This is a genomic window from Pseudomonas sp. TH04, assembly GCF_016651355.1.
Classification (GTDB): Bacteria; Pseudomonadota; Gammaproteobacteria; order Pseudomonadales; family Pseudomonadaceae; genus Aquipseudomonas; species Aquipseudomonas fluorescens.
Genome location: NZ_JAEKEA010000001.1, coordinates 5,018,454 through 5,042,454, shown reverse-complemented (window position 1 = coordinate 5,042,454; position 24,001 = coordinate 5,018,454). Strand labels below are relative to the sequence as shown.

At 58.8% G+C, this 24,001-nt stretch carries 23 protein-coding genes; 12 read left to right on the top strand and 11 right to left on the bottom strand.

Translation table 11 applies throughout. The annotated features are described in order from the left end of the window. Window positions 1-8: 8 nt before the first annotated feature. The 7 genes from JFT85_RS22740 to acs all read right to left on the bottom strand — a co-directional run bounded on the left by JFT85_RS22740 (window position 9) and on the right by acs (window position 8,053). A complete protein-coding gene (locus tag JFT85_RS22740; RefSeq protein WP_078827195.1) occupies window positions 9-989 on the bottom strand; it encodes a GlxA family transcriptional regulator in 981 nt (326 codons plus the stop codon). A 245-nt stretch (window positions 990-1,234) separates the two neighbouring features. Then, window positions 1,235-1,999, bottom strand: coding sequence for an ABC transporter ATP-binding protein (locus tag JFT85_RS22735; RefSeq protein WP_003214336.1), 765 nt, complete (start codon window positions 1,997-1,999; stop codon window positions 1,235-1,237). A 27-nt stretch (window positions 2,000-2,026) separates the two neighbouring features. Further along, complete coding sequence (locus tag JFT85_RS22730; RefSeq protein WP_053257621.1) at window positions 2,027-3,139, bottom strand: succinylglutamate desuccinylase/aspartoacylase family protein; 1,113 nt, start codon at window positions 3,137-3,139, stop codon at window positions 2,027-2,029. Between the two features lies 1 nt (window position 3,140). Beyond that, window positions 3,141-3,839: an ABC transporter permease gene (locus tag JFT85_RS22725; RefSeq protein ID WP_053257622.1), complete on the bottom strand. Its 699-nt coding sequence runs from the start codon at window positions 3,837-3,839 to the stop codon at window positions 3,141-3,143. After that, a complete protein-coding gene (locus JFT85_RS22720) occupies window positions 3,836-4,525 on the bottom strand; it encodes an ABC transporter permease (RefSeq protein ID WP_053257623.1) in 690 nt (229 codons plus the stop codon). Before JFT85_RS22720 ends, JFT85_RS22725 begins: the two co-directional genes overlap by 4 nt. A 91-nt stretch (window positions 4,526-4,616) precedes the next feature. Further along, window positions 4,617-5,402 (bottom strand): ABC transporter substrate-binding protein, encoded by a 786-nt coding sequence (locus tag JFT85_RS22715; protein ID WP_201230442.1) that lies wholly within the window; start codon window positions 5,400-5,402, stop codon window positions 4,617-4,619. Window positions 5,403-6,097: 695 nt separating this feature from the next. Continuing rightward, entirely contained in the window at window positions 6,098-8,053 is a 1,956-nt protein-coding gene (acs, locus tag JFT85_RS22710; protein ID WP_053257625.1) for an acetate--CoA ligase, read from the bottom strand. A gap of 397 nt (window positions 8,054-8,450) precedes the next feature. Here acs and JFT85_RS22705 point away from each other — a divergent pair, with 397 nt between their 5' ends. The 5 genes from JFT85_RS22705 (at window position 8,451) to JFT85_RS22685 (ending at window position 12,989) form a co-directional block, all read left to right on the top strand. Continuing rightward, window positions 8,451-8,720: a DUF2790 domain-containing protein gene (locus tag JFT85_RS22705; RefSeq protein ID WP_053257626.1), complete on the top strand. Its 270-nt coding sequence runs from the start codon at window positions 8,451-8,453 to the stop codon at window positions 8,718-8,720. A gap of 596 nt (window positions 8,721-9,316) precedes the next feature. Then, window positions 9,317-10,567 (top strand): ribonucleotide-diphosphate reductase subunit beta, encoded by a 1,251-nt coding sequence (locus JFT85_RS22700; protein WP_032879817.1) that lies wholly within the window; start codon window positions 9,317-9,319, stop codon window positions 10,565-10,567. A gap of 313 nt (window positions 10,568-10,880) precedes the next feature. Continuing rightward, the gene (locus JFT85_RS22695) at window positions 10,881-11,459 is read left to right on the top strand and encodes a BRO-N domain-containing protein (RefSeq protein WP_053257627.1); all 579 of its coding nucleotides are present in this window, start codon (window positions 10,881-10,883) and stop codon (window positions 11,457-11,459) included. 99 nt (window positions 11,460-11,558) lie between these two features. Next, entirely contained in the window at window positions 11,559-12,272 is a 714-nt protein-coding gene (locus JFT85_RS22690) for an HNH endonuclease (RefSeq protein WP_053257628.1), read from the top strand. Window positions 12,273-12,344: 72 nt separating this feature from the next. Then, window positions 12,345-12,989 (top strand): HAD-IB family hydrolase, encoded by a 645-nt coding sequence (locus JFT85_RS22685; RefSeq protein ID WP_187602461.1) that lies wholly within the window; start codon window positions 12,345-12,347, stop codon window positions 12,987-12,989. A gap of 241 nt (window positions 12,990-13,230) precedes the next feature. On the opposite strand, the gene JFT85_RS22680 is transcribed toward JFT85_RS22685, so the two are convergent. Further along, on the bottom strand, window positions 13,231-14,190 hold the full coding sequence (locus tag JFT85_RS22680; RefSeq protein WP_201230441.1) for a LysR family transcriptional regulator: 960 nt from the start codon (window positions 14,188-14,190) through the stop codon (window positions 13,231-13,233). A gap of 227 nt (window positions 14,191-14,417) precedes the next feature. On the opposite strand from JFT85_RS22680, the gene argH reads away from it, so the two are divergent. From argH to JFT85_RS22645, 7 genes are all read left to right on the top strand, one after another. Next, window positions 14,418-15,845, top strand: a complete 1,428-nt coding sequence (gene argH, locus JFT85_RS22675) for an argininosuccinate lyase (protein WP_069553334.1) — start codon at window positions 14,418-14,420, stop codon at window positions 15,843-15,845. A gap of 106 nt (window positions 15,846-15,951) precedes the next feature. Beyond that, a complete protein-coding gene (locus JFT85_RS22670) occupies window positions 15,952-16,830 on the top strand; it encodes an amino acid ABC transporter permease (protein WP_053257632.1) in 879 nt (292 codons plus the stop codon). Between the two features lie 24 nt (window positions 16,831-16,854). Next, complete coding sequence (locus tag JFT85_RS22665) at window positions 16,855-17,619, top strand: amino acid ABC transporter ATP-binding protein (protein WP_017134648.1); 765 nt, start codon at window positions 16,855-16,857, stop codon at window positions 17,617-17,619. A gap of 25 nt (window positions 17,620-17,644) precedes the next feature. Further along, window positions 17,645-18,466, top strand: a complete 822-nt coding sequence (locus JFT85_RS22660) for an ABC transporter substrate-binding protein (RefSeq protein ID WP_069553335.1) — start codon at window positions 17,645-17,647, stop codon at window positions 18,464-18,466. A 177-nt stretch (window positions 18,467-18,643) separates the two neighbouring features. Beyond that, entirely contained in the window at window positions 18,644-19,819 is a 1,176-nt protein-coding gene (locus JFT85_RS22655) for an MFS transporter (protein ID WP_201230440.1), read from the top strand. Between the two features lie 96 nt (window positions 19,820-19,915). Further along, window positions 19,916-20,863 (top strand): hypothetical protein, encoded by a 948-nt coding sequence (locus JFT85_RS22650; RefSeq protein ID WP_201230439.1) that lies wholly within the window; start codon window positions 19,916-19,918, stop codon window positions 20,861-20,863. 105 nt (window positions 20,864-20,968) lie between these two features. Beyond that, window positions 20,969-21,349: a helix-turn-helix domain-containing protein gene (locus JFT85_RS22645; protein ID WP_187602454.1), complete on the top strand. Its 381-nt coding sequence runs from the start codon at window positions 20,969-20,971 to the stop codon at window positions 21,347-21,349. On the opposite strand, the gene JFT85_RS22640 is transcribed toward JFT85_RS22645, so the two are convergent. From JFT85_RS22640 to JFT85_RS22630, 3 genes are all read right to left on the bottom strand, one after another. Beyond that, window positions 21,279-21,836, bottom strand: coding sequence for an AAA family ATPase (locus tag JFT85_RS22640; RefSeq protein WP_053257637.1), 558 nt, complete (start codon window positions 21,834-21,836; stop codon window positions 21,279-21,281). The genes JFT85_RS22645 and JFT85_RS22640 overlap by 71 nt on opposite strands. A 170-nt stretch (window positions 21,837-22,006) precedes the next feature. After that, the gene (locus tag JFT85_RS22635; protein ID WP_242486551.1) at window positions 22,007-22,729 is read right to left on the bottom strand and encodes an amidase family protein; all 723 of its coding nucleotides are present in this window, start codon (window positions 22,727-22,729) and stop codon (window positions 22,007-22,009) included. Between the two features lie 95 nt (window positions 22,730-22,824). Next, the gene (locus tag JFT85_RS22630) at window positions 22,825-23,883 is read right to left on the bottom strand and encodes an MBL fold metallo-hydrolase (RefSeq protein WP_078827201.1); all 1,059 of its coding nucleotides are present in this window, start codon (window positions 23,881-23,883) and stop codon (window positions 22,825-22,827) included. Window positions 23,884-24,001: the final 118 nt, after the last annotated feature.

The following is a 24,001-nucleotide window of genomic DNA, read 5'->3' as shown; positions in this document are numbered from 1 at the left end:
CAGTGTTCTCAGCCGCGCTCGGATGGCACCGACGATAACTCGAACGGGCTGCTGCTGCGTCGCTGGTTGCGGTCTTCGCGAGGGGTGGCGCCAAAGAAGTTGCGGTAGGCGCTGGAGAAGTGCGGCCCCGAGGAGAAGCCGCACGACAGGCCGATCTGGATGATCGACTTGCTGGTTTGCATGAGCATCTGGCGCGCCTTGTTCAGGCGCAATTCCAGGTAATACTGGCTGGGAACACGATTGAGGTACTGCTTGAAGATCCGCTCCAGTTGTCGTCGCGACACGCACACATGCTGGGCGATTTCGTCGGTGGTCAGCGGCTCTTCAATGTTGGCTTCCATCAACAACACCGCCTGGGTCAGCTTCGGATGGCTGGAGCCCAGGCGGTTTTGCAGCGGGATACGCTGGCGCTCGCCGCCTTCGCGGATGCGCTCCACCACCAACTCTTCGGAGACCGCACCGGCCAGTTCGGCGCCGTGGTCACGGGCCAGCACCGCCAGCAGCAGGTCGAGCACCGACATGCCACCGCAGGCGGTCAGGCGATCACGGTCCCAGTCGAACAGGTGGCTGGTGGCGATGACCTTGGGGAAACGCTCGGCAAAATCGTCCTGCCAACGCCAGTGCACGGCGGCGCGATAACCATCCAGCAGGCCGAGCTGCGCCAAGGGGTACACACCGGCCGACAGACCACCGATCACACACCCGGCGCGCACCAGCTGCTTAAGTGCGGTGCTCAGTTGCGAAGCAATCGCGGTGGGTGGCTCATCCGCCAGCAGGAACAGTTTCTGAAAGCCTTCAAGCTTGCCGGCCCACGGCTCGCCGGGTAGTTGCCACGCGCCGTCGGTGCGCGGTTCAGCCTGTAAAAAAGACAGTTCGTACACCACGTCCGGATGCACCCGCTGAGCAACGCGCAAAGCCTCCTCAGCCAGCGCAAGCGTCAGGGCTTTTGTGCTGGGCCAAATCAGGAAACCAATTCTGTGGGCGGTCATGGAATGCTATCCGAAGCGAAGAACGGTAATGAAGACAAGGGCCAATGCTAGCCCGGAAACCAACACAAATCTCAAAACATATGGAGATCCAATGTGGGAGCGGGCTTGCTTGCGAATGCGGTGGGCCAGCTACACATCTACTGACTGATCCACCGTTTTCGCAAGCAAGCCCGCTCCCACAGGGGATTGAGCCGATCTCAAGACTGGCAAGCATGCACTAACTCGGTGCATAAAAGCAGTCCTGATTACTTCAAGCTGCCCGACAGGAACTGCTGCAAACGCTCGGACTGCGGGTTCACCAGCACTTCGCGCGGGTTGCCACGCTCTTCGACGATGCCTTTGTGCAGGAACACCAGTTGGTTCGACACTTCACGGGCAAAGCCCATTTCGTGGGTGACCACCACCATGGTACGGCCTTCCTGGGCCAGGTCCTGCATCACCTTGAGCACTTCGCCGACCAGCTCCGGGTCGAGGGCCGAAGTGGGTTCGTCGAACAGCATCACCTCAGGCTCCATCGCCAAGGCACGGGCAATCGCCACGCGCTGCTGCTCACCGCCGGACATGTGACCCGGGAACGCATCCTTGCGATGGCCCACGCCGACTTTGGCCAAATAGTGCTCGGCTTTTTCACGCGCGTCTTTTTTCGACATACCCAGCACGTGCACCGGGGCTTCCATCACGTTTTCAAGCGCGGTCATGTGCGACCACAGGTTGAAATGCTGGAACACCATCGACAGGCGCGAACGCATGCGTTGCAGTTGCTTGGGGTCGGCGGCCTTCATGGCGCCGTCCTTGTTGGCCACCAGTTTCAGCTCTTCGTTATTGAGCAGAATCTTGCCGGCGTGGGGTTGCTCCAGCAGGTTGATGCAGCGCAAAAAGGTACTTTTGCCCGAACCACTGGAACCGATGATGCTGATCACATCGCCGGCCGCGGCGGCCAGGGACACACCTTTGAGCACTTCATGACTGCCATAGCGTTTATGCAGGTCTTGGACTTCAAGTTTGTACATGCGGTCGGTTCTCACAAAAACAGGTGGTCAGTCGTTGAGCAAGCGCCCGTGACGCAGCGCTTCGCGCCCCGCCACCTTGGCCAGCCAGAAACCCGCTTGGGCATAACGTAGCCGTTCAACGGCAAACAACACCCCTGAGGTGCCCGCGCAGACAATGCTGACGCGGTCGGTCAGGGGATCAATCACTTCAAAAAGCGGCTCGCCGGTATCGACCCAGTCACCGGCTTTACGCAGGTAACTGATCACGCCAGCGTGGGGCGCAAACAACAACTCGGTGCCTTCGAAGGGCAGCCCCTCGCAGGGTTCGTGCTGCGGCGCGGGCCATTCGCCTTTGATCAGGCCTTGTTCTGCGAGGAAGGCGAGAATGCCTTCCGCGTGGAAGATGGCTTCATCGCGCCCGGTGTCGGCCTGGCCGCCCAATTCCAGGGTGGTCGCCAAACACGCCAGCGGAATCTGCGCCTCGGGGAACGCCCGCGACAGACGCAACCACGGCAACGAGCAGGCTTCATCAAACGAACTGCCGCCGGAATCTTCCGCCAGCAAGCCGACTTTTACATTCAAGTGCGCCGACAGCGAACGCCACTGTGGCCAATGCTGGGGCAGCGCGTACATGTGCAGCGCGGCGTCGGCATCGCAATGCAGGTCGAGGACCACATCCGCCGTGCACGCGTGGCTCAACAGCACCCGTTGCATGCCTTGCAGCTGGCTGCTCGGCGCGGGCAATGCGCCGAGCGCATCGGTCATCGCCTGGCGGATCAAGCGCACGTTGGCATGCGCATCATCGCCCAACGCACCCTTGAGCAACGCGATAACCGGCGCGCTCAGCTCGACAAAATCGCGATTGAAATTCTTCCCGCTGCCAATCTCGAAACGCCCCTGGTGGCTGCCTTGCAGCAACTGGCCCAGGCCCATCGGGTTGGCCACCGGCACCAGCTCGATCACGCCGTTGAGCGCGCCTTGCTGTTCCAGTTCGGTGAGGCGCTTTTTCAGCTCCCACGCCGCACGCATCCCCGGCAATTCATCGGCATGCAGGCTGGCCTGGATATAGGCCTTGCGCTCGCCACTGCCAAAACGAAACACGCTCAGTTGGCGCTCGCAGCCCAGGTGGCCCCAGGGCAACAGGTGATCGATACGTTCCATATCAATGCTTCCGTGGAGCCAGGTAGCTCAGCCAGCGGCCTTCGGCCAACTTGAACAGGCGTACCAGGATAAAGGTCAGGCACAGGTAGAACACGCCGGCCGTGATATAGGCTTCGAACGGCAGGTAGAACTGGGCGTTCACCGTGCGTGCGGCACCGGTGATGTCGATCAGGGTGACGATGGAGGCCAGACTGGTGGTCTGCAGCATCATGATCACTTCGTTGCTGTACTGCGGCAGCGCGCGGCGCAGGGCCGACGGCAGCAGGATGCGGCGGTACAGCTTGTAACGCGACATGCCCATGGCCTTGGCCGCTTCGATCTCGCCATTGGGCGTGGCCTTGAGGCTACCGGCAATGATCTCGGCGGTGTAGGCGCTGGTGTTGATTGCAAAGGCCAGGCACGCGCAGAAGGTGGCGCTGGACAACAGCGGCCACAGGAAGCTTTCGCGTACGGCCTCGAACTGCGCCAACCCGTAGTAGATCAAAAACAGCTGCACCAGCATCGGTGTGCCGCGAATCACGTAGGTGTAGAGCCAGGCAGCACCGTTGACGATCGGCTGCTTGGACACGCGCATCAAGCCCAGTGGCAAGGCGGCGAGCAGGCCGAAGAACAAGGAGATGGCGAGCAATTTCAGGGTGGTCACCAAGCCGCCGAGGTACAGCGGCATGGCCTCCCAAATGACGTTGTAGTCGAAGATCATAGATCAGCCGCCCTTACGCCTACCGAGTAGCGCTTCTCAAGATAGCGCAGCGCCAACAACGACACGCTGGTAATCACCAGGTACATCGCCGCCACTGCGAGGAAGAAGGTAAAAGGCTCGCGGGTGGCATCTGCCGCCTGCTTGGCCTTGAACATCATGTCTTGCAGGCCCACCACCGAAATCAACGCAGTGGCCTTGGTCAATACCAGCCAGTTGTTGGTGAAACCGGGGATCGCCAGCCGAATCATCTGCGGCACCATCACCCGGAAGAACACCTGGAAGCTGCTCATGCCATACGCAAGGCCGGCCTCGGCCTGGCCCTTGGGAATAGCCATGAAGGCGCCACGGAAGGTTTCCGACAGGTAGGCGCCAAAGATGAAACCCAGGGTGCCGATACCGGCGGCCAAGGGGTTCAAGTCGATATAGTCGTCATAGCCAAGCAGTGGCGCGACGCGGTTCAGCAAGTCCTGACCACCGTAGAAAATCAGCAGGATCAGTACCAGGTCGGGGATCCCGCGGATCACCGTGGAGTACAAGTCACCCAGCCAGGCCAACCAGCGCACCGGCGACAGGCGTAACGCGACCCCGATCAGACCCAGAACAATGGCCAAGGCCATGGACGACAAGGCGAGCTGAAGCGTCAACCATGCGCCATCGAGGATGACGGCCCCGTAGCCTTTCAACATGATTCAGGTCCTCGAAAAGGGGGATGAAAAAATGGCGCAAACCGCAGGAATTCTGTTGCTTGCGCCATTCTGGACAGACAGCTGCGATGCGTTACTTAGGGTCAGCGCCGTAAATATCGAAGTCGAAGTATTTGTCCTGGATTTGCTTGTATTTGCCGTTGGCACGGATCGCTGCGATGGCCGCGTTGATCTTGTCCAGCTCGGCCTTATCGCCTTTACGCACGGCGATACCGATGCCGTCGCCGAAGTACTTGGCGTCGGTGAACTGTGGGCCCACGAACGCGTAGCCTTTACCGGCCGGGGTTTTCAGGAAACCGTCTTGCAGCAAGGTAGCGTCAGCCACGGTGCCATCAAGGCGAGCGGCTTCCACGTCCAGGTAGATTTCGTTCTGCGAGCTGTAAGGAACCACCGTGACGCCTTTAGGGGCCAGGACTTCCTTGGCGAAGCGATCGTGGATCGAACCGCGTTGCACGCCGATTTTCTTGCCTTTCAATTCATCCAGGCTGTCGCTGACCGTGGTGCCTTCCTTCATCACCAGCTGCGCTGGGCTCAGGTAGTAGCGGTTGGTGAAGTCCACGGACTTCTTGCGGTCTTCAGTGATGGACATGGACGACAGGATCGCGTCGATCTTGCGCACTTTGAGCGCAGGAATCAGGCCGTCGAACTCTTGCTCGACCCACACACATTTGACTTTCATCTCTTCGCACAGGGCGTTGCCGATGTCGTAGTCAAAACCCACGATGCTGCCATCCGGCGCCTTCGAGGCAAACGGAGGGTAAGCCGCTTCGATACCAATTTTCAGGGGCTTTTCATCAGCGAAGGCCTGCATGGACAGCACGGACAGCGCCAGGGCGCCCAACAGCACAAGTTTCTTCATCTTGGGACTCCATCGGTATAGGGCAAAAAAGCAGTATGAGCCGTGGCCCACGATGCGACTTAAGTGAAACCGAATAGCGGTGCTGCGTCCTACACCAGTTCAACCCGGATACGACGAGCGAGTGATCGGCATTCTAACGACAGGCCGGAAGCCGATATTTCCTCAATGCGACAACTATTTACAGAAGCACTGAGAAAGCGGTTCCAGCACATTGACAGCCTCTGGATTTTATGCAGAGACAAAAGATATTAAACCTGTTGATGCTGCAAGTTGCGGGCCTATTATTCGCAAACCCTTCTAGCACGGCAAGTCTGGCGTTTAATCTTATTTCCTGGGGTGTCTAAAACGCGGTTTTTCAGGGCACGGGCGTAGCACTTTGCCCCAGGTTCGGGCGTGGGGTTACACATTTAGGCTACTCGGTAACATTCAGAAACGCCCTACGAGAGAAGTCGATATTTATTGGCTTGAGGGTGATGCAGGTCTGTCAGGCCACCGCTTCAGCCGCCTTGAAATACCCTCTAAATGTGGGAGCGGGCTTGCTCGCGAATGCGGTCGGTCAGCTGCACATCTGCTAGTTGATCCACCGCATTCGCGAGCAAGCCCGCTCCCACAGGGGATTTGCATCGGCTTCGAGATCCCACAAAAAAGCCCCATCCAGCTCTCGCCGAATGGGGCTCTATGGCACCAACTCCGCCTTACGCGACGTTCATGGTCTTGTGTGTCTCAATCAAATGCGCCACCACACCCGGGTCCGCCAGGGTCGAGATATCCCCCAACCCGTCGTACTCGGCCGTGGCAATCTTGCGCAGGATACGGCGCATGATTTTCCCCGAGCGCGTCTTCGGCAAGCCCGGCGCCCACTGGATCACATCCGGCGAAGCAATCGGCCCGATCTCTTTGCGCACCCAGTTTTTCAGCTCCAGGCGCAGCGCTTCCGTTGGCTCTTCGCCGTTCTTCAAGGTGACATACACATAGATGCCCTGCCCCTTGATGTCATGCGGTACACCCACCACCGCCGCTTCGGCGACTTTAGGGTGAGCAACCATGGCACTTTCAATTTCGGCGGTGCCCATACGGTGGCCGGACACGTTCAACACGTCATCCACACGACCGGTGATCCACCAGTAGCCATCTTCATCGCGACGGGCGCCGTCACCGGTGAAGTACATGCCACGGAACGTCTTGAAATAGGTATCGACGAAACGGTCATGGTCGCCGTACAGCGTACGCGCCTGGCCTGGCCACGAATCGAGGATCACCAGGTTGCCTTCGGCCGCCCCCTCGATGATGTTGCCCAGGTTGTCGACCAGCGCCGGTACCACGCCAAAGAATGGGCGTGCAGCGGAACCTGGCTTGAGGGCGTGAGCACCCGGCAGTGGGCTCATCAGCGTGGCGCCGGTTTCGGTCTGCCACCAGGTGTCGACGATCGGGCAACGGGATTGGCCGACGTTCTTGTAATACCAGTCCCACGCTTCCGGGTTAATCGGCTCACCCACCGAACCGAGCAAGCGCAGGCTGCTGCCATCCACGCCTTCGCAGGCAGCGGTGCCGGAAGCCATCATCGCGCGGATCGCGGTGGGCGCGGTGTAGAGGATATTGACCTTGTGCTTGTCGACGATCTTGCCGACCCGGGTGATGTCCGGGTAGTTCGGCACGCCTTCGAACAGCAGCGTGGTCGCGCCATTGGCCAGCGGGCCGTAGACGATATAGGTGTGGCCGGTGACCCAGCCGACGTCAGCGGTGCACCAGTAGATTTCACCCGGGCGGTAGTCGAACACGCGCTCGTGGGTCAGGGCGGCATACAGCAAATAGCCGCCGGTGGTGTGCTGCACGCCTTTAGGCTTGCCGGTGGAGCCGGAGGTGTAGAGGATGAACAGCGCTTCTTCGGCGCCCATCTCTTTTGGCGCGCACACGGTGCCCGCCACTTTCATCAAATCTTCGTACCAGATGTCGCGATGCTGGTTCCACTTGATGTTGCCATTGGTGCGCTTGCACACAATGACCTTCTGGATGCTGCTGGTTTCCGGGTTGGTCAGGGCGTCGTCGACGTTGGCCTTCAGCGGAATTTTCTTACCGGCGCGAATACCTTCGTCGGCAGTGATAACTACCTTCGACTTACAGTCGATGATGCGACCGGCCAGAGCCTCAGGCGAGAAACCGCCGAACACCACGGAGTGAATCGCACCGATGCGGGTACAGGCCAACATGGCGACCACGGCTTCGGGGATCATCGGCATATAGATAGTCACCACGTCGCCGCGATGCACATCCTGGCCGCGCAGGGCGTTGGCGAACTTGCAGACTTCTTCATGCAGCTGGCGGTAGGTGATGGTGCGGCTTTCGGAAGGGTCGTCGCCTTCCCAGATGATCGCGGCCTGATCGCCACGCTCGGCGAGGTGACGGTCCAGGCAGTTATAGGAAACGTTCAGGGTGCCATCGGCGAACCATTTGATGTCGACGTGATGGTCGTCGAAAGAGGTCTGCTTCACCGCGGTGAAAGGCTTGACCCAGTCAAGGCGCTTGGCTTGCTCGCGCCAGAAGCCATCGGGGTTGACCACCGACTGCTGGTACATGGCCTTGTAGGTTGCCTCGTCAGTCAGCGTGTTGGCTGCTACTTCGGGGCGAACGGGGTACAGGGAAGCCGCACTCATCTTTCTTACCTCGGTGACATAGTTGTTGTTGTATGGCCCCTGTTGTAGCCGGGGTGGGCCTATAGAACCATTCGACGATGGTAGTAACAAGACCCTACAAAATGCCCAGCTATCCCCATTCATGCCTCTGGCCCGCGGCCTGCGTGGCGTTGGCGCTGTGTGAAAAAACCTTAACCATGGGATTGTTACAAAAACCGCCAATAGTCTTTATCAAAAGTACGGGTATATGAATATAACCCGCACGCCTAAAATCAACTCCGCCAACACGGCACTGTGATTAACAACGCAACAGCCCCCACGAAGGCAACGTTAATCCGAACTCACCCACCCTAAGTTACACACGCGGCCTCAAAAAGGCCCCGTGACCCCTTTCGCCCTGAAGAAGGTAAAAATAGAAATGAAAGCTTTAGTAGTGATGGCCCTCAGTAGCTTGTGCGCAACCGCCGCCCTGGCCGACGAAGCCCCGACTGAGCTGGCTGGCCAGAACGCCCCGATTGTTGAGGACTACACCTACAGCACGCACTTGGATGTGGCCAAAGTAGTGTCCATGAGCGCTGTTCCGGACGTCTGCCAAGTTGTACCGGTACAAATGGAATATGAAGACTCACAAGGTCAGCGCCATATTCTCAAGTATCAAGTCATGGGCAACGGTTGTTCTAACGGATAACAACTTTTTATAAAGACGTTAATCCTGATCTTATTCGCCGCAAGAAATCGTTCTTGCGGCAAAGAGCCAACTGGCACACCGGGGTCCACCTGTGGGAGCGGGCTTGCTCGCGAAGGCGCTACCCGCCACACCACCGCCTCAAAACCCTGCACCGTCCCGGCATTTTTACGCACCAGACGCCCACTTCCCCCGCCCTACAAAAAACATCCCACCGCCCGTCAAAAAAATCCTAGCCCAGCAAAGCCTTGCAAACACACGCCTTAGCCGAAAACCACGCCATTTTGGCGCTCTGTCGTGACCATCCGCCGCAACACAAAGCCGAATTTTTCCCTATAATGCGCGGGTAAATCGGGCCTGCAATATCCCTTTACACCGGGATGAAGAGCCAGACCTGAGGCTGCGCCGGAGCATCCACCTGTCGCTCCGCCCCTCAAGCCTCACGCAGAGCACCCGTGACCCAATTGCGTTTAATGCCTGCGCTAGCTGCTGCAACAAACGATTCCTTAAGATCCACCGCGGCCTGAGGGCCGTGTGAACACCCAACCATCCGGTTTCACACGGGCACCTTTGAGCCCTCACGCAGGAGACGACACGTCATGCTGAGCTGGGACGAATTCGACAAAGAAGAAGAAGGCGAAGTAGCCGCTAAAGGCGCCAACGCCGGCCACGCCACCGAAGCCAACATGGACCGCCTCGACGGTGCCGGCGCTGCCGCCGCCATCGAAGCCCGCGCCGTCACCGCCAGTGACTCCGCCGCCATCGTGCGCGCCAAGGCCGCCCTGGACAAACTCGACGTCGCCGAAGGCCTCGCTGAGCTCGAAGGCTCCGCCGCCCGCGTCGCCGTTGACGAAAAGCGCATGATCAACTGCCGCGCCGACCTCAACCAACTCGTGCCCTTCAAGTACGACTGGGCCTGGCAAAAGTACCTCGACGGCTGCGCCAACCACTGGATGCCGCAAGAGGTCAACATGACCGCTGACATCGCGCTGTGGAAAAACCCCGAAGGCCTCACCGACGACGAACGCCGCATCGTCATGCGCAACCTCGGCTTCTTCTCCACCGCCGACTCCCTGGTCGCGAACAACCTGGTGCTGGCCGTGTACCGCCTGATCACCAACCCGGAATGCCGCCAGTACATCCTGCGCCAGGCCTTCGAAGAAGCGATCCACACCCACGCCTACCAGTACTGCATCGAATCGCTGGCCATGGATGAAGGCGAGATCTTCAACATGTACCACGAGATCCCATCGGTGGCTAAAAAAGCCGCCTGGGGCCTGAAATACACCCGTTCGATCTCCGATCCGAAGTTCGAAACCGGCACCGTCGAAACCGACAAAGAACTGCTGCGCAACCTGGTCGCCTACTACTGCGTGCTGGAAGGCATTTTCTTCTACTGCGGCTTCACCCAGATCCTGTCCATGGGCCGCCGCAACAAAATGACCGGCGTCGCCGAGCAGTTCCAGTACATCCTGCGCGACGAGTCGATGCACCTGAACTTCGGTATCGACGTGATCAACCAGATCAAAATCGAAAACCCGCATTTGTGGGATGCCGAGATGAAGGAAGAAGCGACCCAGATGATCCTGCAAGGGACGCAGTTGGAGATCGAGTACGCACGTGACACCATGCCGCGCGGCGTGTTGGGCATGAACGCGGCGATGATGGAAGACTATCTGAAGTTCATCGCGAACCGTCGCCTGTCGCAGATTGGCTTGAAGGAAGAGTACCCAGGCACGACTAACCCGTTCCCTTGGATGAGCGAGATTATGGACTTGAAGAAAGAGAAGAACTTCTTTGAGACGCGTGTGATTGAGTATCAGACCGGCGGTGCGCTGAGCTGGGATTAACGCCTAAGCCGGTAACATCAAGAAGCCCTGACATGTTCAGGGCTTTTTTATGCCCGGTGAACTGCATAGGAGCCTTCTTACACCAAGATCATCCGCAGAGAGGTTGATATCAGTTTCGAGGCTGAATAGCCTCGTCAGCCGGTGCCTAAGAAACGCCCAACGTAGAAGCTAGCCTCAATCACACAGCCCAAAATCCGCATGGCCTATCATGCGGAATGAATGCTGTATCGAGGCTAAGTAAGTTGGGGTTTCTTAAATCCGCTCTCTACGTTGGGTTCGCGCCCTTCCGTAAATCACGTAGGGATCATAAAGAATGCCTAGCCGATATCTGCTCGACTTGCCTAGCGCCACGCATTGGGTCACACCCGAGCCTTCTACTGGCGTCGTTTTCACCCGCCATAATCTTCAGCTACATGCGCTCCTTCTAGAAAACCAAGTGTGGTTCTGCGCGCGTGATCTTGGGCGTTTGATGGGGTGGTATCTCGATGAGCGCACGACTCGCAAGCTCGATGAGGATCAACGAAGGAATGTAAATCTACTTTTTCACGGTCAGCCGGAAGAAATGTTGATGATCAGTGAATCCGGGGCGTACGCGTTACTGGTCTATCACTACACGCCGGGGAATCGGCTACTACGCAGCTGGCTTACACATGAAGTCGTTCCGACGTTGCGGGACGAGCGTCAGCCACGATCGGTGGAACGCCCTTTATTGAGCATGCTGGATTGGCCGCAGATGTCGTTGAACCTGTTGCATTGGCAAGATGAAGGCTGGATTAGGCTTCGAGATATGCCGTATTTGTTGGTTAATCGGACCTCTCGGAGAGAACCATCAAAGGCTCCGTGGTGGAAACGGCTCATTCAACCTTTCCGAATGAAGCAGCGAATTCACTAATGTGAACGGCCGGCAAATCCCACCGACTCGTAGGAAATTTCGTAGACGCAATAATGGCTACTCAGTATCGTCCGAGGGTTTTCAACCCTCGGCGGCAGTATGGATATTACAAAAGACAAAAAGGATTGGAACGACTCGGAGCTAGCTGCAGCAGTAGAGGCGTACCTCAAGATGCTGGCGTGGGAAAAGAGCGGACTGCCTTTTAACAAAGCCCATGAAAATCGATTACTGCGCCAGGGACCATTGGTTGGCCGTACTGAAGGCTCAATTGAGTTTCGCATGCAAAATATTTCTTCGGTTCTGGTTCAAATGGGCCTGGATCGCATCAAGGGCTATAAGCCTGCGAACAATGTGGGCTCAGGTGTAGAACAACACATTCGCAAGGCACTCGCTGACACTCGAGTATTTGAATCGGATGAAACAGCCCAAACGGCAGATGAGCAAACGCTTATCCGACGTGCTAACAAGCTGCAGCTAAAGCGTTTTGATCAAGTGCCGGATGGGATTGCAAAGCCACAACAAGTACCCATCACTAGTAATGCGTTTGTCCGCGACCCAAAGGTACGCGCCTGGGTACTCAAAGAAGCCAAGGGCATTTGCGAAGGCTGCGGCTCTAACGCGCCTTTCGAGGTCGATGGTCTGCCATTTCTTGAAGTACATCACGTCAAGCACCTCGCCCAGAAGGGTTCGGATCGCACGACCAATGCTGTAGCCTTGTGCCCCAATTGCCATCAGCGTTGTCACCGGTCGAGTGACCGGGATGCTTTCACCGAGACGCTTTACGCCAAGATCGGAAGATTGGCACGGGAGTAAACTCCTGCTGTCACACCTGATGCACGCTCAAAAAATACTAGATAGGACCGAGGCCAACCCGTGAACCCAGACATGCTCGAAGCCGGCCCCATCGACGCCAAAGTACTCTCCGTCTTTGACTTCGACGGCACCCTCACCCACCACGACAGTTTCGTGCCCTTCCTCAAGTTTGCCTTTGGCACCGGTGAGTTCTACGGCCGGATGGTCAAGCTGGCGGTGCCGGGGCTGCGCTTTTTGCTGCGGCAGATCAGCCGGGATGAGTTGAAGGCGCAGTTGATCCGCACCTTTATGACCGGGGTGGAGAAGGCGTGGGTTCAGCAGCAGGCTGAGGCGTATTGCCAGCGCTATTGGACCAAGCTGATGCGCCCTAAGGGCTTGCAGTCGGTGGAAGATGAGGTGAAGTCCGGGGCGGTGGTGACCTTATGCTCGGCGTCGCCGGCGTTGGTGTTGCAGCCGTTTGCGAATCGGCTGGGGATCAAGTTGATCGGCACTGAGCTTGAGGTAGTCGACGGGGTGTTGACGGGTAAGCTCACGGGGAATAACTGCCGCTGTGAGAACAAGGTGCTGCGGCTTGAGGCGGTGTATGGGGATTTGGGCGAGTATCGGCTGCGGGCCTGGGGCGATACGCGTGGCGACCGGGAGTTGTTGGCGGCGGCGCAGGATGCACATTTTCGGCATTTTCATGCGAAGAAGAAGCAGAGCAAGTTGCAGCGGTGATGCGGGTGGATGGGGTCGGCAGGTGGACCGAGTCAATCCCATCGCTGCCTCGCTGGGGCTCGAGAGCTCCCACATTTTGATCAGTGCCCGATGGATAGCGCACTAGCATGGGGTGCTGGGGGGCGATGCAGATGGATGGGTTCGGTAGGTAGACCGAGGTGATCCCTTCGCAGCCTCGCTGGGGCTCGACAGCTCCCACATTTGATCTCTGTGGCTCGGGGATCGGCGCTTGGCATGCGCTTTATGTCGCGGCTTTGAGGTCGACGCCCAGCGCTGCGGCGAAGGCTTTTACCATCGGGCTTCTTGGCGCGTTGTGGCGCAGGATAAGGTTGAACGCGGTGCTCAAGTGAACCTGGTCCGGGCACAGTGCGCGCAGGCGCCCTTCCCTGACCAGTGGCGCGGCGTAGTGTTCCGGCAGGAAGCCTAAGAAGCGGCCGGTGAGGATCAGGATGGCGACGGCTTCCACCTGTGAGGCCGAGGCGGACTGGCTGTCGTAGGTGACGAAGTTGGCCTTGTCGCGATGGATGGCATACCGGTGGCTGACCACTTCGTATTGGCGCAGCACGTGCGGGGTGATGTCACTCGCGTTGAACAGCGGGTGTCCTACGGCGCAGTAGGCGTGGGCTTTTTCTTCGTAGAGCGGGAAGTAGTCAAATTCTTCGCGGCGTTGGTACACCGGGACGATGCCGACGATCAGCCGCCCTTCCACCACGCCGCGTTCAACTTCGTCGAGTTGCGAGGCATGTAAGCGCAATCTAATTTTTGGCGATTGGCTATGTAATGTCCCCAGCGCGGTAATCAGCGGCGAATTAACGTCGGAGACGGTGTTATCAATTACGCCGACACTAAGGTCACCAATCAGCTCGTTTTGCGCCGAACTAAGCTTGTCGCGAAAACTGTCCACCGAGGTAAATAACTCGATGGACGCCTGGTACACCAACTTGCCCTCTTCGGTCAGGCCAAAGCCTTCCCTGCCCCGGGTACACAGGCGCATGCCGATGCGGATTTCGAGGTCGGAGATCTGTTTGCTGATGGCCGCCAGGCCCACGTTCAGCTCGTTTTGCGCGGCGCTGAAGCCGCCGGCTTCGACCACGGCCATGAACACACGGAGCAATTTGAAGTCCAGCCCGCTCAGTTGCAGGGGCGGTCGTGTGCCGGGTTTTGGCGGTATGTTTCCAGAAGTGGAAAGTGGGGTTTCCATAATACGCGTTGACCTCAAGTGCCATATTCAACAGGCTTCAACCCAATCCTTGAACATAGCCAGGCGGCGATAATGAACATAAACATCCGCCCTTGGCAACCTTGAATATAGCGGATTGAACAGCACACAGAGGCTGATTTAACACCCCGCAAAACCTGACACTACGATCAGGACTTTTACTTTTTGACTGCCTCCGACTCTTCTAAAAACAAGCGTGAGGAACACCCATGTCTCAGCCCACCGACCGCCTTTGGGGCGCTCGTTTCAAGACCGGCCCGTCTGCTGCACTGGCCGCGTTGTCGCGTTGCCCTGAGCGCTATTTCCGCCTGACGCCCTACGACCTGGCCGGTTCGCGTGCCCATGCCCGTGAGTTACAGCGCGCCGGTTTGCTGGATGAGTCAGAGACCCAGCGCACCGTCGAGGCCCTGGACCGTATCGGTGAGGATTTCGCCGCCGGGCGCCTGCATCCGACCCTCGATGACGAGGACGTCCACACCTTTATCGAACGCGTATTGACCGAGCGCCTCGGCGCCTTGGGCGGCAAGCTGCGCGCCGGGCGTTCGCGCAACGACCAAACGGCCAACGACTTGCGCCTTTTCCTGCGTGACCATGCGCGCACCATCACCACCGAGGTGTTGGGTTTGCAGCAGGCGCTGGTGGAGCAGGCCGAGCAGCACGTCGACAGCATCTGCCCAGGCTTCACTCACTTGCAGCAGGCGCAACCGATTGTGTTTGCCCACCACTTGTTGGCGCACGCGCAGTCGATGTTGCGCGATGTGCAGCGCCTGGTGGATTGGGATGCGCGCACGGCGTTGTCGCCGTTGGGCGCTGCGGCGATGGCAGGCTCGGCGATCGCGCGCCAACCGGAACATTCGGCCAAGGAAATGGGCTACACCGGGCCGTGCGAAAACTCCATCGACGCCGTCGCCAGTCGTGACCACGTGGCGGAGTTCCTGTTTGTGGCGGGCATGCTTGGGGTGAATATTTCGCGGCTGTCGGAGGAGTTTTGCCTATGGTCCTCACGCCAGTTTCGCTGGGTGGTGCTGGATGACGCCTACGCCACCGGCAGCTCGATCATGCCGCAGAAAAAGAACCCGGACATTGCCGAACTGGCGCGGGGCAAAGCGGGGCGTTTGATTGGCAACCTGACCGGGTTGATGTCGACACTCAAGTCGTTGCCGCTCTCGTACAACCGCGATTTGAGTGAAGACAAACACAGCGTGCTGGACAGCGTCGACACCTTGCTGCTGGTGCTGCCGGCGATGGCTGGGATGGTGGCGACCATGAAGGTGCAGGTCGAGGAGCTGCGGCGTCAGGCGCCGATGGGCTTCACCTTGGCGACGGAGGTGGCGGATTGGTTGGCCACGCGCGGTGTGCCGTTCAAGGAGGCGCATGAGATTACCGGCGCGCTGGTTCAGGCCTGTGAGAAGCATGAGATTGAGTTGTGGGAAGCCTCGCCGGCGATGTTGGCAGAGGTCGACGCGCGGCTGCTGCCTGAAGTGCGTGACTGCTTGACCCTGGAGGCGGCGATTGCGGCGCGCAGTGGTTGGGGTGGGACGGCGCCGGAGCGGGTTCGCGAGCAGATTGGGCGGTTGAAGGTGGCGTTGGCGGCTCAGCAGCAGTGGGCCGAGCGTTATCAGGGGTTCAGGATTTAAGGCTGGGAGATTTGTGGTGCTTGGGCCGGCGCTTTCGCGAGCAAGCCCGCTCCCACATTTGGACCACGTACAGCAGTTAGCACGTTATTAGTTTTGGAGTAACACCATGAACCAAACCCCGGCAGAGCGCTTGGAAGCCGAGCGCAAGTTGTCCGAGAACCAGTTCGATATCACGCAGTACGAGCACGTGCCGCGTCGTTATTACGGGCGGATGTTTTTCGCCACGCTGATCGTGATCGCGCTGGCCGCGTTGTTGCGCGCATTTGCCAATGGCCAGATCGAATGGTCCTACATCGGGCAGTTCCTCACGTCTGAAGCCATTGTGTGGGGCCTGGTCAACACCATCGTCATGTCGATTCTGGCGATGGCGCTGGGTGTGGTCATCGGGGTAATCACGGCGATCATGCGCATGTCGGCCAACCCGATCCTGCGCTATGTGGCCATCACCTACACCTGGCTGTTTCGTGGCACGCCGCTGATTTTGCAGTTGCTGCTGTGGTTCAACCTGGCGCTGATTTTCCCGGTGATCGCGATTCCGGGCCTGTTCAGCATCGACACCGTCGACCTGATGACCCCCTTCGTGGCCGCCCTGCTCGGCCTGAGTATCAACCAGGGCGCCTACACCGCCGAAGTGGTGCGCGCCGGCTTGCTGTCGGTCGACACCGGCCAGTACGAAGCGGCCAAGTCCATCGGCATGCCGAGCCTGCAAGCGCTGCGTAGGGTGATTCTGCCGCAGGCCATGCGGGTGATCATTCCGCCGGTAGGCAACGAGTTCATCAGCATGGTGAAAATGACCAGCCTGGCCAGTGTGATCCAGTACTCGGAGCTGCTGCACAACGCGCAAAACATCTACTACGCCAACGCGCGGGTCATGGAGCTGCTGATTGTGGCCGGCATCTGGTACCTGGCGGTGGTGACTGTTCTTTCATTTGGTCAAAGCCGCCTCGAGCGTCGTTTTGCCCGCGGCGCCGGCAAGCGTTCGTAAGTCTGGGTTGAGGAGATTTGCCCCATGAGAAGCATCGTCAAGGCCGTCAACCTGAACAAGTATTACGACCAGTATCACGCGCTGCGCGACATCAATATCGAGGTCGAGCAAGGCGAAGTGATGTGCATCATCGGCCCGTCCGGCTCGGGTAAAAGCACGCTGCTGCGTTGTGTGAACCAGCTGGAAAAAATTGACAAGGGTGGCCTGTGGGTCGACGGCGAACTGGTGGGTTACCGGGTCGTCGGCAACAAGCTGCATGAGATGAACGAATCGCAGATCGCCCGTCAGCGCCTGGCCACCGGCATGGTGTTCCAGCGCTTCAATTTGTTCCCGCACATGACTGTGTTGCAGAACATCATCGAAGGCCCGGTGCAGGTGCTCAAGCGCTCGCCCAAGGAAGCCATCGAAGATGCGCTGGAGTTGCTGGCCCGCGTGGGCCTGGCGGACAAGCGCAATGCTTACCCGGTGGAATTGTCCGGCGGCCAGCAACAGCGTGTGGCCATTGCCCGTGCGTTGGCGATGCGCCCCAAGCTGATGTTGTTTGACGAACCCACGTCAGCCCTCGACCCCGAGTTGGTCGGCGAAGTGCTGTCGGTGATGCGTGATTTGGCCACCACCGGCATGACCATGATTGTGGTCACCCATGAGTTGGGCTTTGCCCGCGAAGTCTCCAACCGCATGGTGTTTATGGATGCCGGCCAGATTGTGGAAGCCGGCAGCCCCGAAGAAATTCTAATAAGCCCACAAAACCCGCGTACCCAAAGCTTTATTTCTGCCGTTCGCACTTAACTAAAAAACTAACGAGAACGCCCCCATGAAAACATTGTTTATCCCAACGTTGCTCGCAGGCCTGATGGCTTCCACCTGTGTATTGGCGGCATTGCCGGCAGCAATCAAGGAAAAAGGCGAGATCAGCGCGGCCATCGTGCCGAACTACCCGCCGATGGATTTCAAGGACACCGCCACCAATAAACTCACGGGCCTGGACTTTGACCTGGGCAATGCCTTGGCCGAGCGCCTGGGCGTGAAGATCAAGTGGCAGGAAACCGGCTTCGAACAGATGCTCAGCGGCCTGACCACCAAGCGTGTGGACATTGTGCTGTCGGGCATGAGCGACACCGCCGAGCGCCAAAAGGCGGTGACTTTCATCGACTACTTCACCAGCGGCCCGCAGCTGTACACCCTGGCCAAGCGTGAAGACCTCAAGGAATTGACTGACCTGTGCGGTAAAAAAGTCGGCACCAGCCGCCGTACCACCTGGCCGTCGGAAATTGCCGCGTGGAGCAAGCAAAACTGCGAAGCGGCGGGTAAGCCGGCCATCGTGGTGATCGGCACTGAAGGCTCGGCGGATGCACGCGCGCAGTTGCAGCAGAACCGCCTGGATGCGGCGATGCAGGGCAGCGAGACAATTCCTTATTTGATGGCGCTGGACAAGGGCAAGTACAAGCCGGTGGGCCTGGCAATTTCCAAGCAGTTCACCGGGCTGGGGATTGAGAAGAGCAACACCGAGTTGGTTACGGCGATCAGTGAAGCGTTGCAGGGCATGATTGAGGATGGGACCTACGGCAAGATCCTCAAGAAGTGGGATCTGGAGCAGGGTGCGGTGGAGAAAATCACCATCAACGCCGGCCAGTAAACACCACAAACTCCTGTGGGAGCTGGCTTGCCTGCGATAGCAGTGGATCAGCTTGCATCTACATCGCCTGACTCACCGCCATCGCGGGCAAGCCCGGCTCCCACAGGGGATCTCCATTGAGCTTTAGAACAGTGCTCGGCTCGGCTGCGCATTTATGACAAGGACATCCGCCCCACCGTGGCCACCTACTCTCTGGTAATCCGCCGCCTGATGATCTGCTCAGTGACCATCGTGGTCAGCCGCGCCATGACCAGCCCCTTGCTGGCCTTGCTCCTGAGCACCCGGCTGGGTCTGAATCAACAGGACATCGGCCTGCTGATGGGCATCGCCGTGTTCATCGCCACACTGCTCGGCCTGTACGGCGGCTACATCATCGACCGCCTGGAAAAGCGCAAGCTGCTGATCCTGGCCATGCTCTCCAGCTCCATCGGCTTTCTGTTGCTGACCTTTGCCAGCAACCTCTACCTCACCACCCTGACCCTGGTCATCACCGAAGCCGCGTCGGCACTGTTCCTGATCGGCTCCAAGGCGATCATCAGCGAGAACCTGCCCGTCGGGGATCGCGCCAAGGTTTTTTCGTTGCGCTACACACTGACCAACGTCGGCTATGCCACCGGCCCGATGGTCGGCGTGGTGATCGCTGGCCACATGCAACTGGCACCGTTCCTGATCGCCAGCGCCATTGCGTTTGGCAGCCTGTTCCTGATGATCGGCATCCCGCCCACCCAACGGGACGACAGCAACAAACCGTTAAGTTTTATCACCACCCTGCGCACGTTGCGCAGCGACCGCACGCTGATCCTGTTCACCAGCGGCAGTTTATTGAGCACCATTGTCCACGGGCGCTACACCCTTTATCTGTCGCAGTTTTTGCTGGTGGCCTACAAGCCGGCCGAAGCGTTGAAGATTCTGTCGGCAGTGCTGGCCTGCAACGCCATCACCGTGATTTTGATGCAGTACCAGATCGGTCGTTTCCTCAAGCGCGAGCAACTGCGCTACTGGATCGTGCTGGGCACCCTGCTGTTCATTGCCGGGCTGATCGGCTTCAGTCAGGCGCACAGCTTGCTCACCTGGTGCCTGGCGATGTTCGTGTTCACCTTGGGCGAGATGATCATCTACCCCTCGGAGTTCCTGTTTATCGACACCATCGCCCCGGACGCCCTGCGCGGCAGTTACTACGGCGCGCAAAACCTGGCCGCGTTTGGCGGGGCAATGAGCCCGGTGATTTGCGGTTACTTGCTGATCAATGCGGCCCCCGTCAGCATGTTTTATGCCCTCGGCGCACTGACCGCCGTAGGCGGCACCTTGTGCTTCTTGAGCGGGCGGCGAGTAGCCAGCACGCCTGATAGTTAAATGGGGGAGCGGGCACGCCTGCCCCCACACTTTTGATCTCCTTAACGGCGAAGTTTTGCGTAATATCCAGCTATTCATCTCACGGACCCGAGCCCCATGAAATTCGACACGGCCTACAGCCTGAGTCTCGATGACAAGCTGTCGATCTACGACGTACGAGAGCTGAATTTCGACGAAACCGCCGACTTCGATTCCGACAAGGACCGTTTCCTGTGCCCCAACGATGAATGCCGCGCGGCGTTTGATGCCAGCAATACGCTGAGCACATTCAACGCGAAAAACGTCAATTACTTGCGCACGCCGCACTTCAAGAACAAGACCAGCACCCGGCATATCGACGGCTGCCGCTATGCCAGCACCCACAAGACCGCGACCGACGATGGTGACGACGAGCGCGAAGAGAATTTCCCATCGGAATGGGTGCTGACGCCGCGTCAATACGAACGTAAAACGCCACTGGCCGGGCCCGAGGGCAGCGCCCCACAAGACCCCACGAAAGCCCCTTCAACTCGCACCGGCTCCGCCCATGGCGCGAGTGATTCAACCCCGGACAAAACCAGCGTCTTCGCCCACCCGGTAGAGTGCTACGTGTCGAACATCGACGACAAAGACAGGCTCAAGGCCATGCCGCTGAAGATCGGCGAGCACACCGCGACTTACTGGACGTTTTTCAAGAAGATCGAATACCTGCAGGACAACAAGGGCCTGATCTACTGGGGCAAGATCAAGGCGATCAAGGACTACACCAGCAGCTTTCGCATCGACTTCGAAAAGAAGGTGTGGTTCGACAAGAAGCCCTACTCGGTCAACGTCTACCTGAACAAAAAACTCATCGAGAACTACCGCAAGCGCAAGGCGTTCCTTGAGCAGATCAAGGCGGCGGTGGACAGTGAACGGCCGCTGTACTGCTTCTTCTACGGCGTAACGCCGGCGCTGAAACAGGTGCCCAGCAAGAAGAACCCCGACCAGACATTTGGGGTGTTCAGCGCGAATATCGAAAACCTTGACCACCTGATCATCCGGGAGGCGCCGGGGGTGGAATGAGGGATAGTTGCAGCACTATAAAAAATCCAGTTGATGAGCGGTCAAAACAACTGTACAAAAACACAGTATAGTTTGACCTCCCCCGTCGAATCCTGGAGAAACCCCATGTCCTCTCTGGCAATGAGCTCTTTCGTAGAACAACAGATCGTCCTGCATCAATTCACCGCCAAGCACAGTGTGCAGGCCCGCGCGATGCTGGGCTGGAGCCGGGAAGACCTGGCCCGCCAGGCCGGGCTGGCGGTGGAAGCGGTTCAACGCTTTGAAAGCCAGGCCGATGTGGCTGACGAAACCCGCTTGGCATTGGCATTTCGGCTGGAAGCTGAAGGGCTGGTGTTTTTCCCGGGGTTTGCGCCGGGGTGGGGCATGAGTGCACGCAGGTTTGAGCGCACCCCGGCCGAGCCCGCCGCACCAGGCATCATTTCGCGGCTGATGGGCTCAACAGCGGCATCAATTGATTCACCAGCGCCGCAACCGAATGGTGCGTAGAGTCCAGCCGGATCACCGGGCAGGTCAACGGCTTCAACCAGCTTTCATGCCGACGCAGGCTGCGTAGGCTGTGGTTGCCGTCATCGTAACGGGCGGCCCAGGCGAGGAAAGCCACGCTGTTTTCGTGGCGGCTGCCTCCCGGCAGTATCCGCTCGCCGTAGCGTTGCACTTCACGCCGGCGCAAGCGGTTCAGGCGTATTTGCGGGTCCACGCGCAGGAATACCACATGCGTGAACTGCGGGATCATGGCATCGCCCCAGCCGCACAGTGAGCCGGACACCACCCAGCCCTCAAGGCCGGAACTCTGCTCCAGTAGCAGACGGGTGCGTTCATCTCTCAGCCGAGCGACGGTGAAAGGCTCCGAGGTTTGCTGCCAGTAGAAGTCGTCGGAGTCGAAATAAGCGACATTCAGGCGTTCGGCCAGGGCCCTTCCCAAGCTTGTAGTCCCGGCACCGGCTGCGCCGAGAATGTGGATTCTGTAGGCCATGGCTTCCCTCGATGGCATTGAGTGTGATCCGTGAGGCGTACCACGCCCGGCACACCCTTCAACGCCTGGGTTTAGCATCGATTTGAGCCGCCTGCTCATCCCCATAAGCCACTGCCTGCGAGGTGGGTTCACACCAGCAAGCGCCACAGTTGCTCCGGTGGGCTTGGCATTCAAGCACTCGTCTGTCGATAGGCGCTCAGCAACGTAGGCAGCGCGTCACGTGCCCACCGGGCGCCGTAAAAGCAGAGTTTTGCTCCCGTTTCCAAGGGTTCGCAAAACGACGGATACCCGTTTGTACAAGCCCCGTGGAACGCGGTGCTCTGGTCGTCAGACACCAAGGCATCCAGGCGATGCTCTGTGACGAGTTGATCAATTTCATTCCGCCGTTGCAGGCTGAATTGAAGGTTGTACGCCTCACGTCGCGCGTCCACCGGTACCAATTGCGCGCCAGCCTGCCGCAGAACCTCAAAGGCACGGCGCAAAGCCGCACTGTGTTCGACGGGTTCGCGATGATCGCCGCACACATACTGATCAGCAAATCCGATGCGCCAGCCCGACAGCAACTGCGAAGCAGTAAAGGTGGTGTTGTTCAGCACCAGGGGCACCTCCACCATCACCGGGCCAGTGGGGTCGACGTCACTGACGGCGATAAGCGATAAGGCCGGGTCCCGCACGGCACGCACCAGCGGCGCCAGGGTGTTGTAGCCGGGAATGGGCGCGACGCTCTTGGCGTGCTCGGCAGCGAAGACGATACCCGCCTGGTTCGCTTTATCGGGTTGAGTGTGAACGGGCACGGCCGTCGAGCTGATCTCTTCGCCGGTCAATGACCCCGTATGACAAGGCATACCCAATTGCCAGTGCGTCCTACAATCTTTTTCGATCAAAACGTGCATCCCGGGAATAACGTTCCCGGGATGATCGCACTCTCATCTGGCGTTTGTCGCAGGGCTGAAACACCCTGAAAAGACCTTTTTAACCGCGCCTTGTCTCAGCCCGCAGCGTGCTCTTGCGCGCCGTGCGTTTCCACGTCCAACCACCAGGCATGCCCGCGTTCGGGCTGGTTCAAGCTGAACGCCTGGCCCATCGCTGGCGTGGTAATCGACACGTTGCGCTCCCAGGCCAGGGCCATGATGCGATCGAACGGTTCGTGCCAGGCGTGAAAGGCCAGATCAAAGGTGCCGTTGTGAATCGGTAGCAGCCAGCGGCCCTTGAGGTCGATATGAGCTTGCAGGGTCTGTTCCGGCTGCATGTGCACGTGGGGCCAGTCGACGTTATAAGCGCCGGTCTCCATCAGCGTCAGGTCAAACGGGCCGTAGTGTTCGCCGATGGTTTTGAAGCCATCGAAGTAACCCGTGTCACCGCTGAAAAAGATCCGCCGCGCACCATCGACCATTACCCAGGAACACCACAGGGTCTGGTTGCCATCAAACAGGCCACGCCCGGAAAAATGCTGGGCCGGCGAGGCGATAAACCGAATGCCATCGACCTCGGTGCCTTCCCACCAATCCAGTTGCCGGACTTTGCTGGCGTCCACGCCCCATTTGACCAGAAGGTCGCCCACGCCTAACGGCGCGAGAAAGTGCCGGGTTTTGTCAGCCAGTTGCACCACGGCGTTGCGGTCAAGATGGTCGTAATGATTGTGGGAAAGAATCACCGCTTCCAGCGGCGGCAAGTCTTCAAGGCTGATAGGCGGCTGGTGGAAGCGCTTGGGGCCCGCCCAACTGAAGGGCGAAGCACGTTCGGCGAACACCGGGTCGGTGACCCAGAATTTACCGCGCATTTTCAGCAGTACGGTGGAATGCCCCAGGCGGAACACGCTGTGATCGGGCGCGGCCAACAGTTGCTCACGCGTCAAGGGTTGTACGGGGACCTTGCCCACCGGGCGTGTACTGCGTGGTTTATGGAACAGCATGTTCCAGAAAATACGCAACGTTTTACCCAAGCCGCCATGCTGAGTCGGGGCGTCGTTGCTGAAATTTCCTTGCGCCTGATCGGCTGGCTTGCGTGCCGCAGGCGCTGGGTCGAGACGGGTTGAAATCGTGGCCATTGCAGAGTGACTCCTACGGTCCGCTCATGAACTACACTGCACAGTGTAGTTTCTAGATTGCAACAAAATCCGAAGCAAGTAAACTACCCAGTGTAATTTCCTCTAAGAGCCCAACGCC

Coding starts and splice junctions, on each gene's coding strand:
- JFT85_RS22650 (WP_201230439.1), top strand. CDS start 19,916: ATGAAATTCGACACGGCCTACAGCCTGAGTCTCGATGACAAGCTGTCG.
- JFT85_RS22665 (WP_017134648.1), top strand. CDS start 16,855: ATGAGAAGCATCGTCAAGGCCGTCAACCTGAACAAGTATTACGACCAG.
- JFT85_RS22670 (WP_053257632.1), top strand. CDS start 15,952: ATGAACCAAACCCCGGCAGAGCGCTTGGAAGCCGAGCGCAAGTTGTCC.
- JFT85_RS22640 (WP_053257637.1), bottom strand. CDS start 21,836: ATGGCCTACAGAATCCACATTCTCGGCGCAGCCGGTGCCGGGACTACA.
- JFT85_RS22645 (WP_187602454.1), top strand. CDS start 20,969: ATGTCCTCTCTGGCAATGAGCTCTTTCGTAGAACAACAGATCGTCCTG.
- JFT85_RS22725 (WP_053257622.1), bottom strand. CDS start 3,839: ATGATCTTCGACTACAACGTCATTTGGGAGGCCATGCCGCTGTACCTC.
- JFT85_RS22740 (WP_078827195.1), bottom strand. CDS start 989: ATGACCGCCCACAGAATTGGTTTCCTGATTTGGCCCAGCACAAAAGCC.
- JFT85_RS22730 (WP_053257621.1), bottom strand. CDS start 3,139: ATGGAACGTATCGATCACCTGTTGCCCTGGGGCCACCTGGGCTGCGAG.
- JFT85_RS22720 (WP_053257623.1), bottom strand. CDS start 4,525: ATGTTGAAAGGCTACGGGGCCGTCATCCTCGATGGCGCATGGTTGACG.
- JFT85_RS22630 (WP_078827201.1), bottom strand. CDS start 23,883: ATGGCCACGATTTCAACCCGTCTCGACCCAGCGCCTGCGGCACGCAAG.
- JFT85_RS22705 (WP_053257626.1), top strand. CDS start 8,451: ATGAAAGCTTTAGTAGTGATGGCCCTCAGTAGCTTGTGCGCAACCGCC.
- argH (WP_069553334.1), top strand. CDS start 14,418: ATGTCTCAGCCCACCGACCGCCTTTGGGGCGCTCGTTTCAAGACCGGC.
- JFT85_RS22685 (WP_187602461.1), top strand. CDS start 12,345: ATGCTCGAAGCCGGCCCCATCGACGCCAAAGTACTCTCCGTCTTTGAC.
- JFT85_RS22660 (WP_069553335.1), top strand. CDS start 17,645: ATGAAAACATTGTTTATCCCAACGTTGCTCGCAGGCCTGATGGCTTCC.
- JFT85_RS22700 (WP_032879817.1), top strand. CDS start 9,317: ATGCTGAGCTGGGACGAATTCGACAAAGAAGAAGAAGGCGAAGTAGCC.
- JFT85_RS22695 (WP_053257627.1), top strand. CDS start 10,881: ATGCCTAGCCGATATCTGCTCGACTTGCCTAGCGCCACGCATTGGGTC.
- JFT85_RS22715 (WP_201230442.1), bottom strand. CDS start 5,402: ATGAAGAAACTTGTGCTGTTGGGCGCCCTGGCGCTGTCCGTGCTGTCC.
- JFT85_RS22690 (WP_053257628.1), top strand. CDS start 11,559: ATGGATATTACAAAAGACAAAAAGGATTGGAACGACTCGGAGCTAGCT.
- JFT85_RS22635 (WP_242486551.1), bottom strand. CDS start 22,729: ATGCACGTTTTGATCGAAAAAGATTGTAGGACGCACTGGCAATTGGGT.
- acs (WP_053257625.1), bottom strand. CDS start 8,053: ATGAGTGCGGCTTCCCTGTACCCCGTTCGCCCCGAAGTAGCAGCCAAC.
- JFT85_RS22680 (WP_201230441.1), bottom strand. CDS start 14,190: ATGGAAACCCCACTTTCCACTTCTGGAAACATACCGCCAAAACCCGGC.
- JFT85_RS22735 (WP_003214336.1), bottom strand. CDS start 1,999: ATGTACAAACTTGAAGTCCAAGACCTGCATAAACGCTATGGCAGTCAT.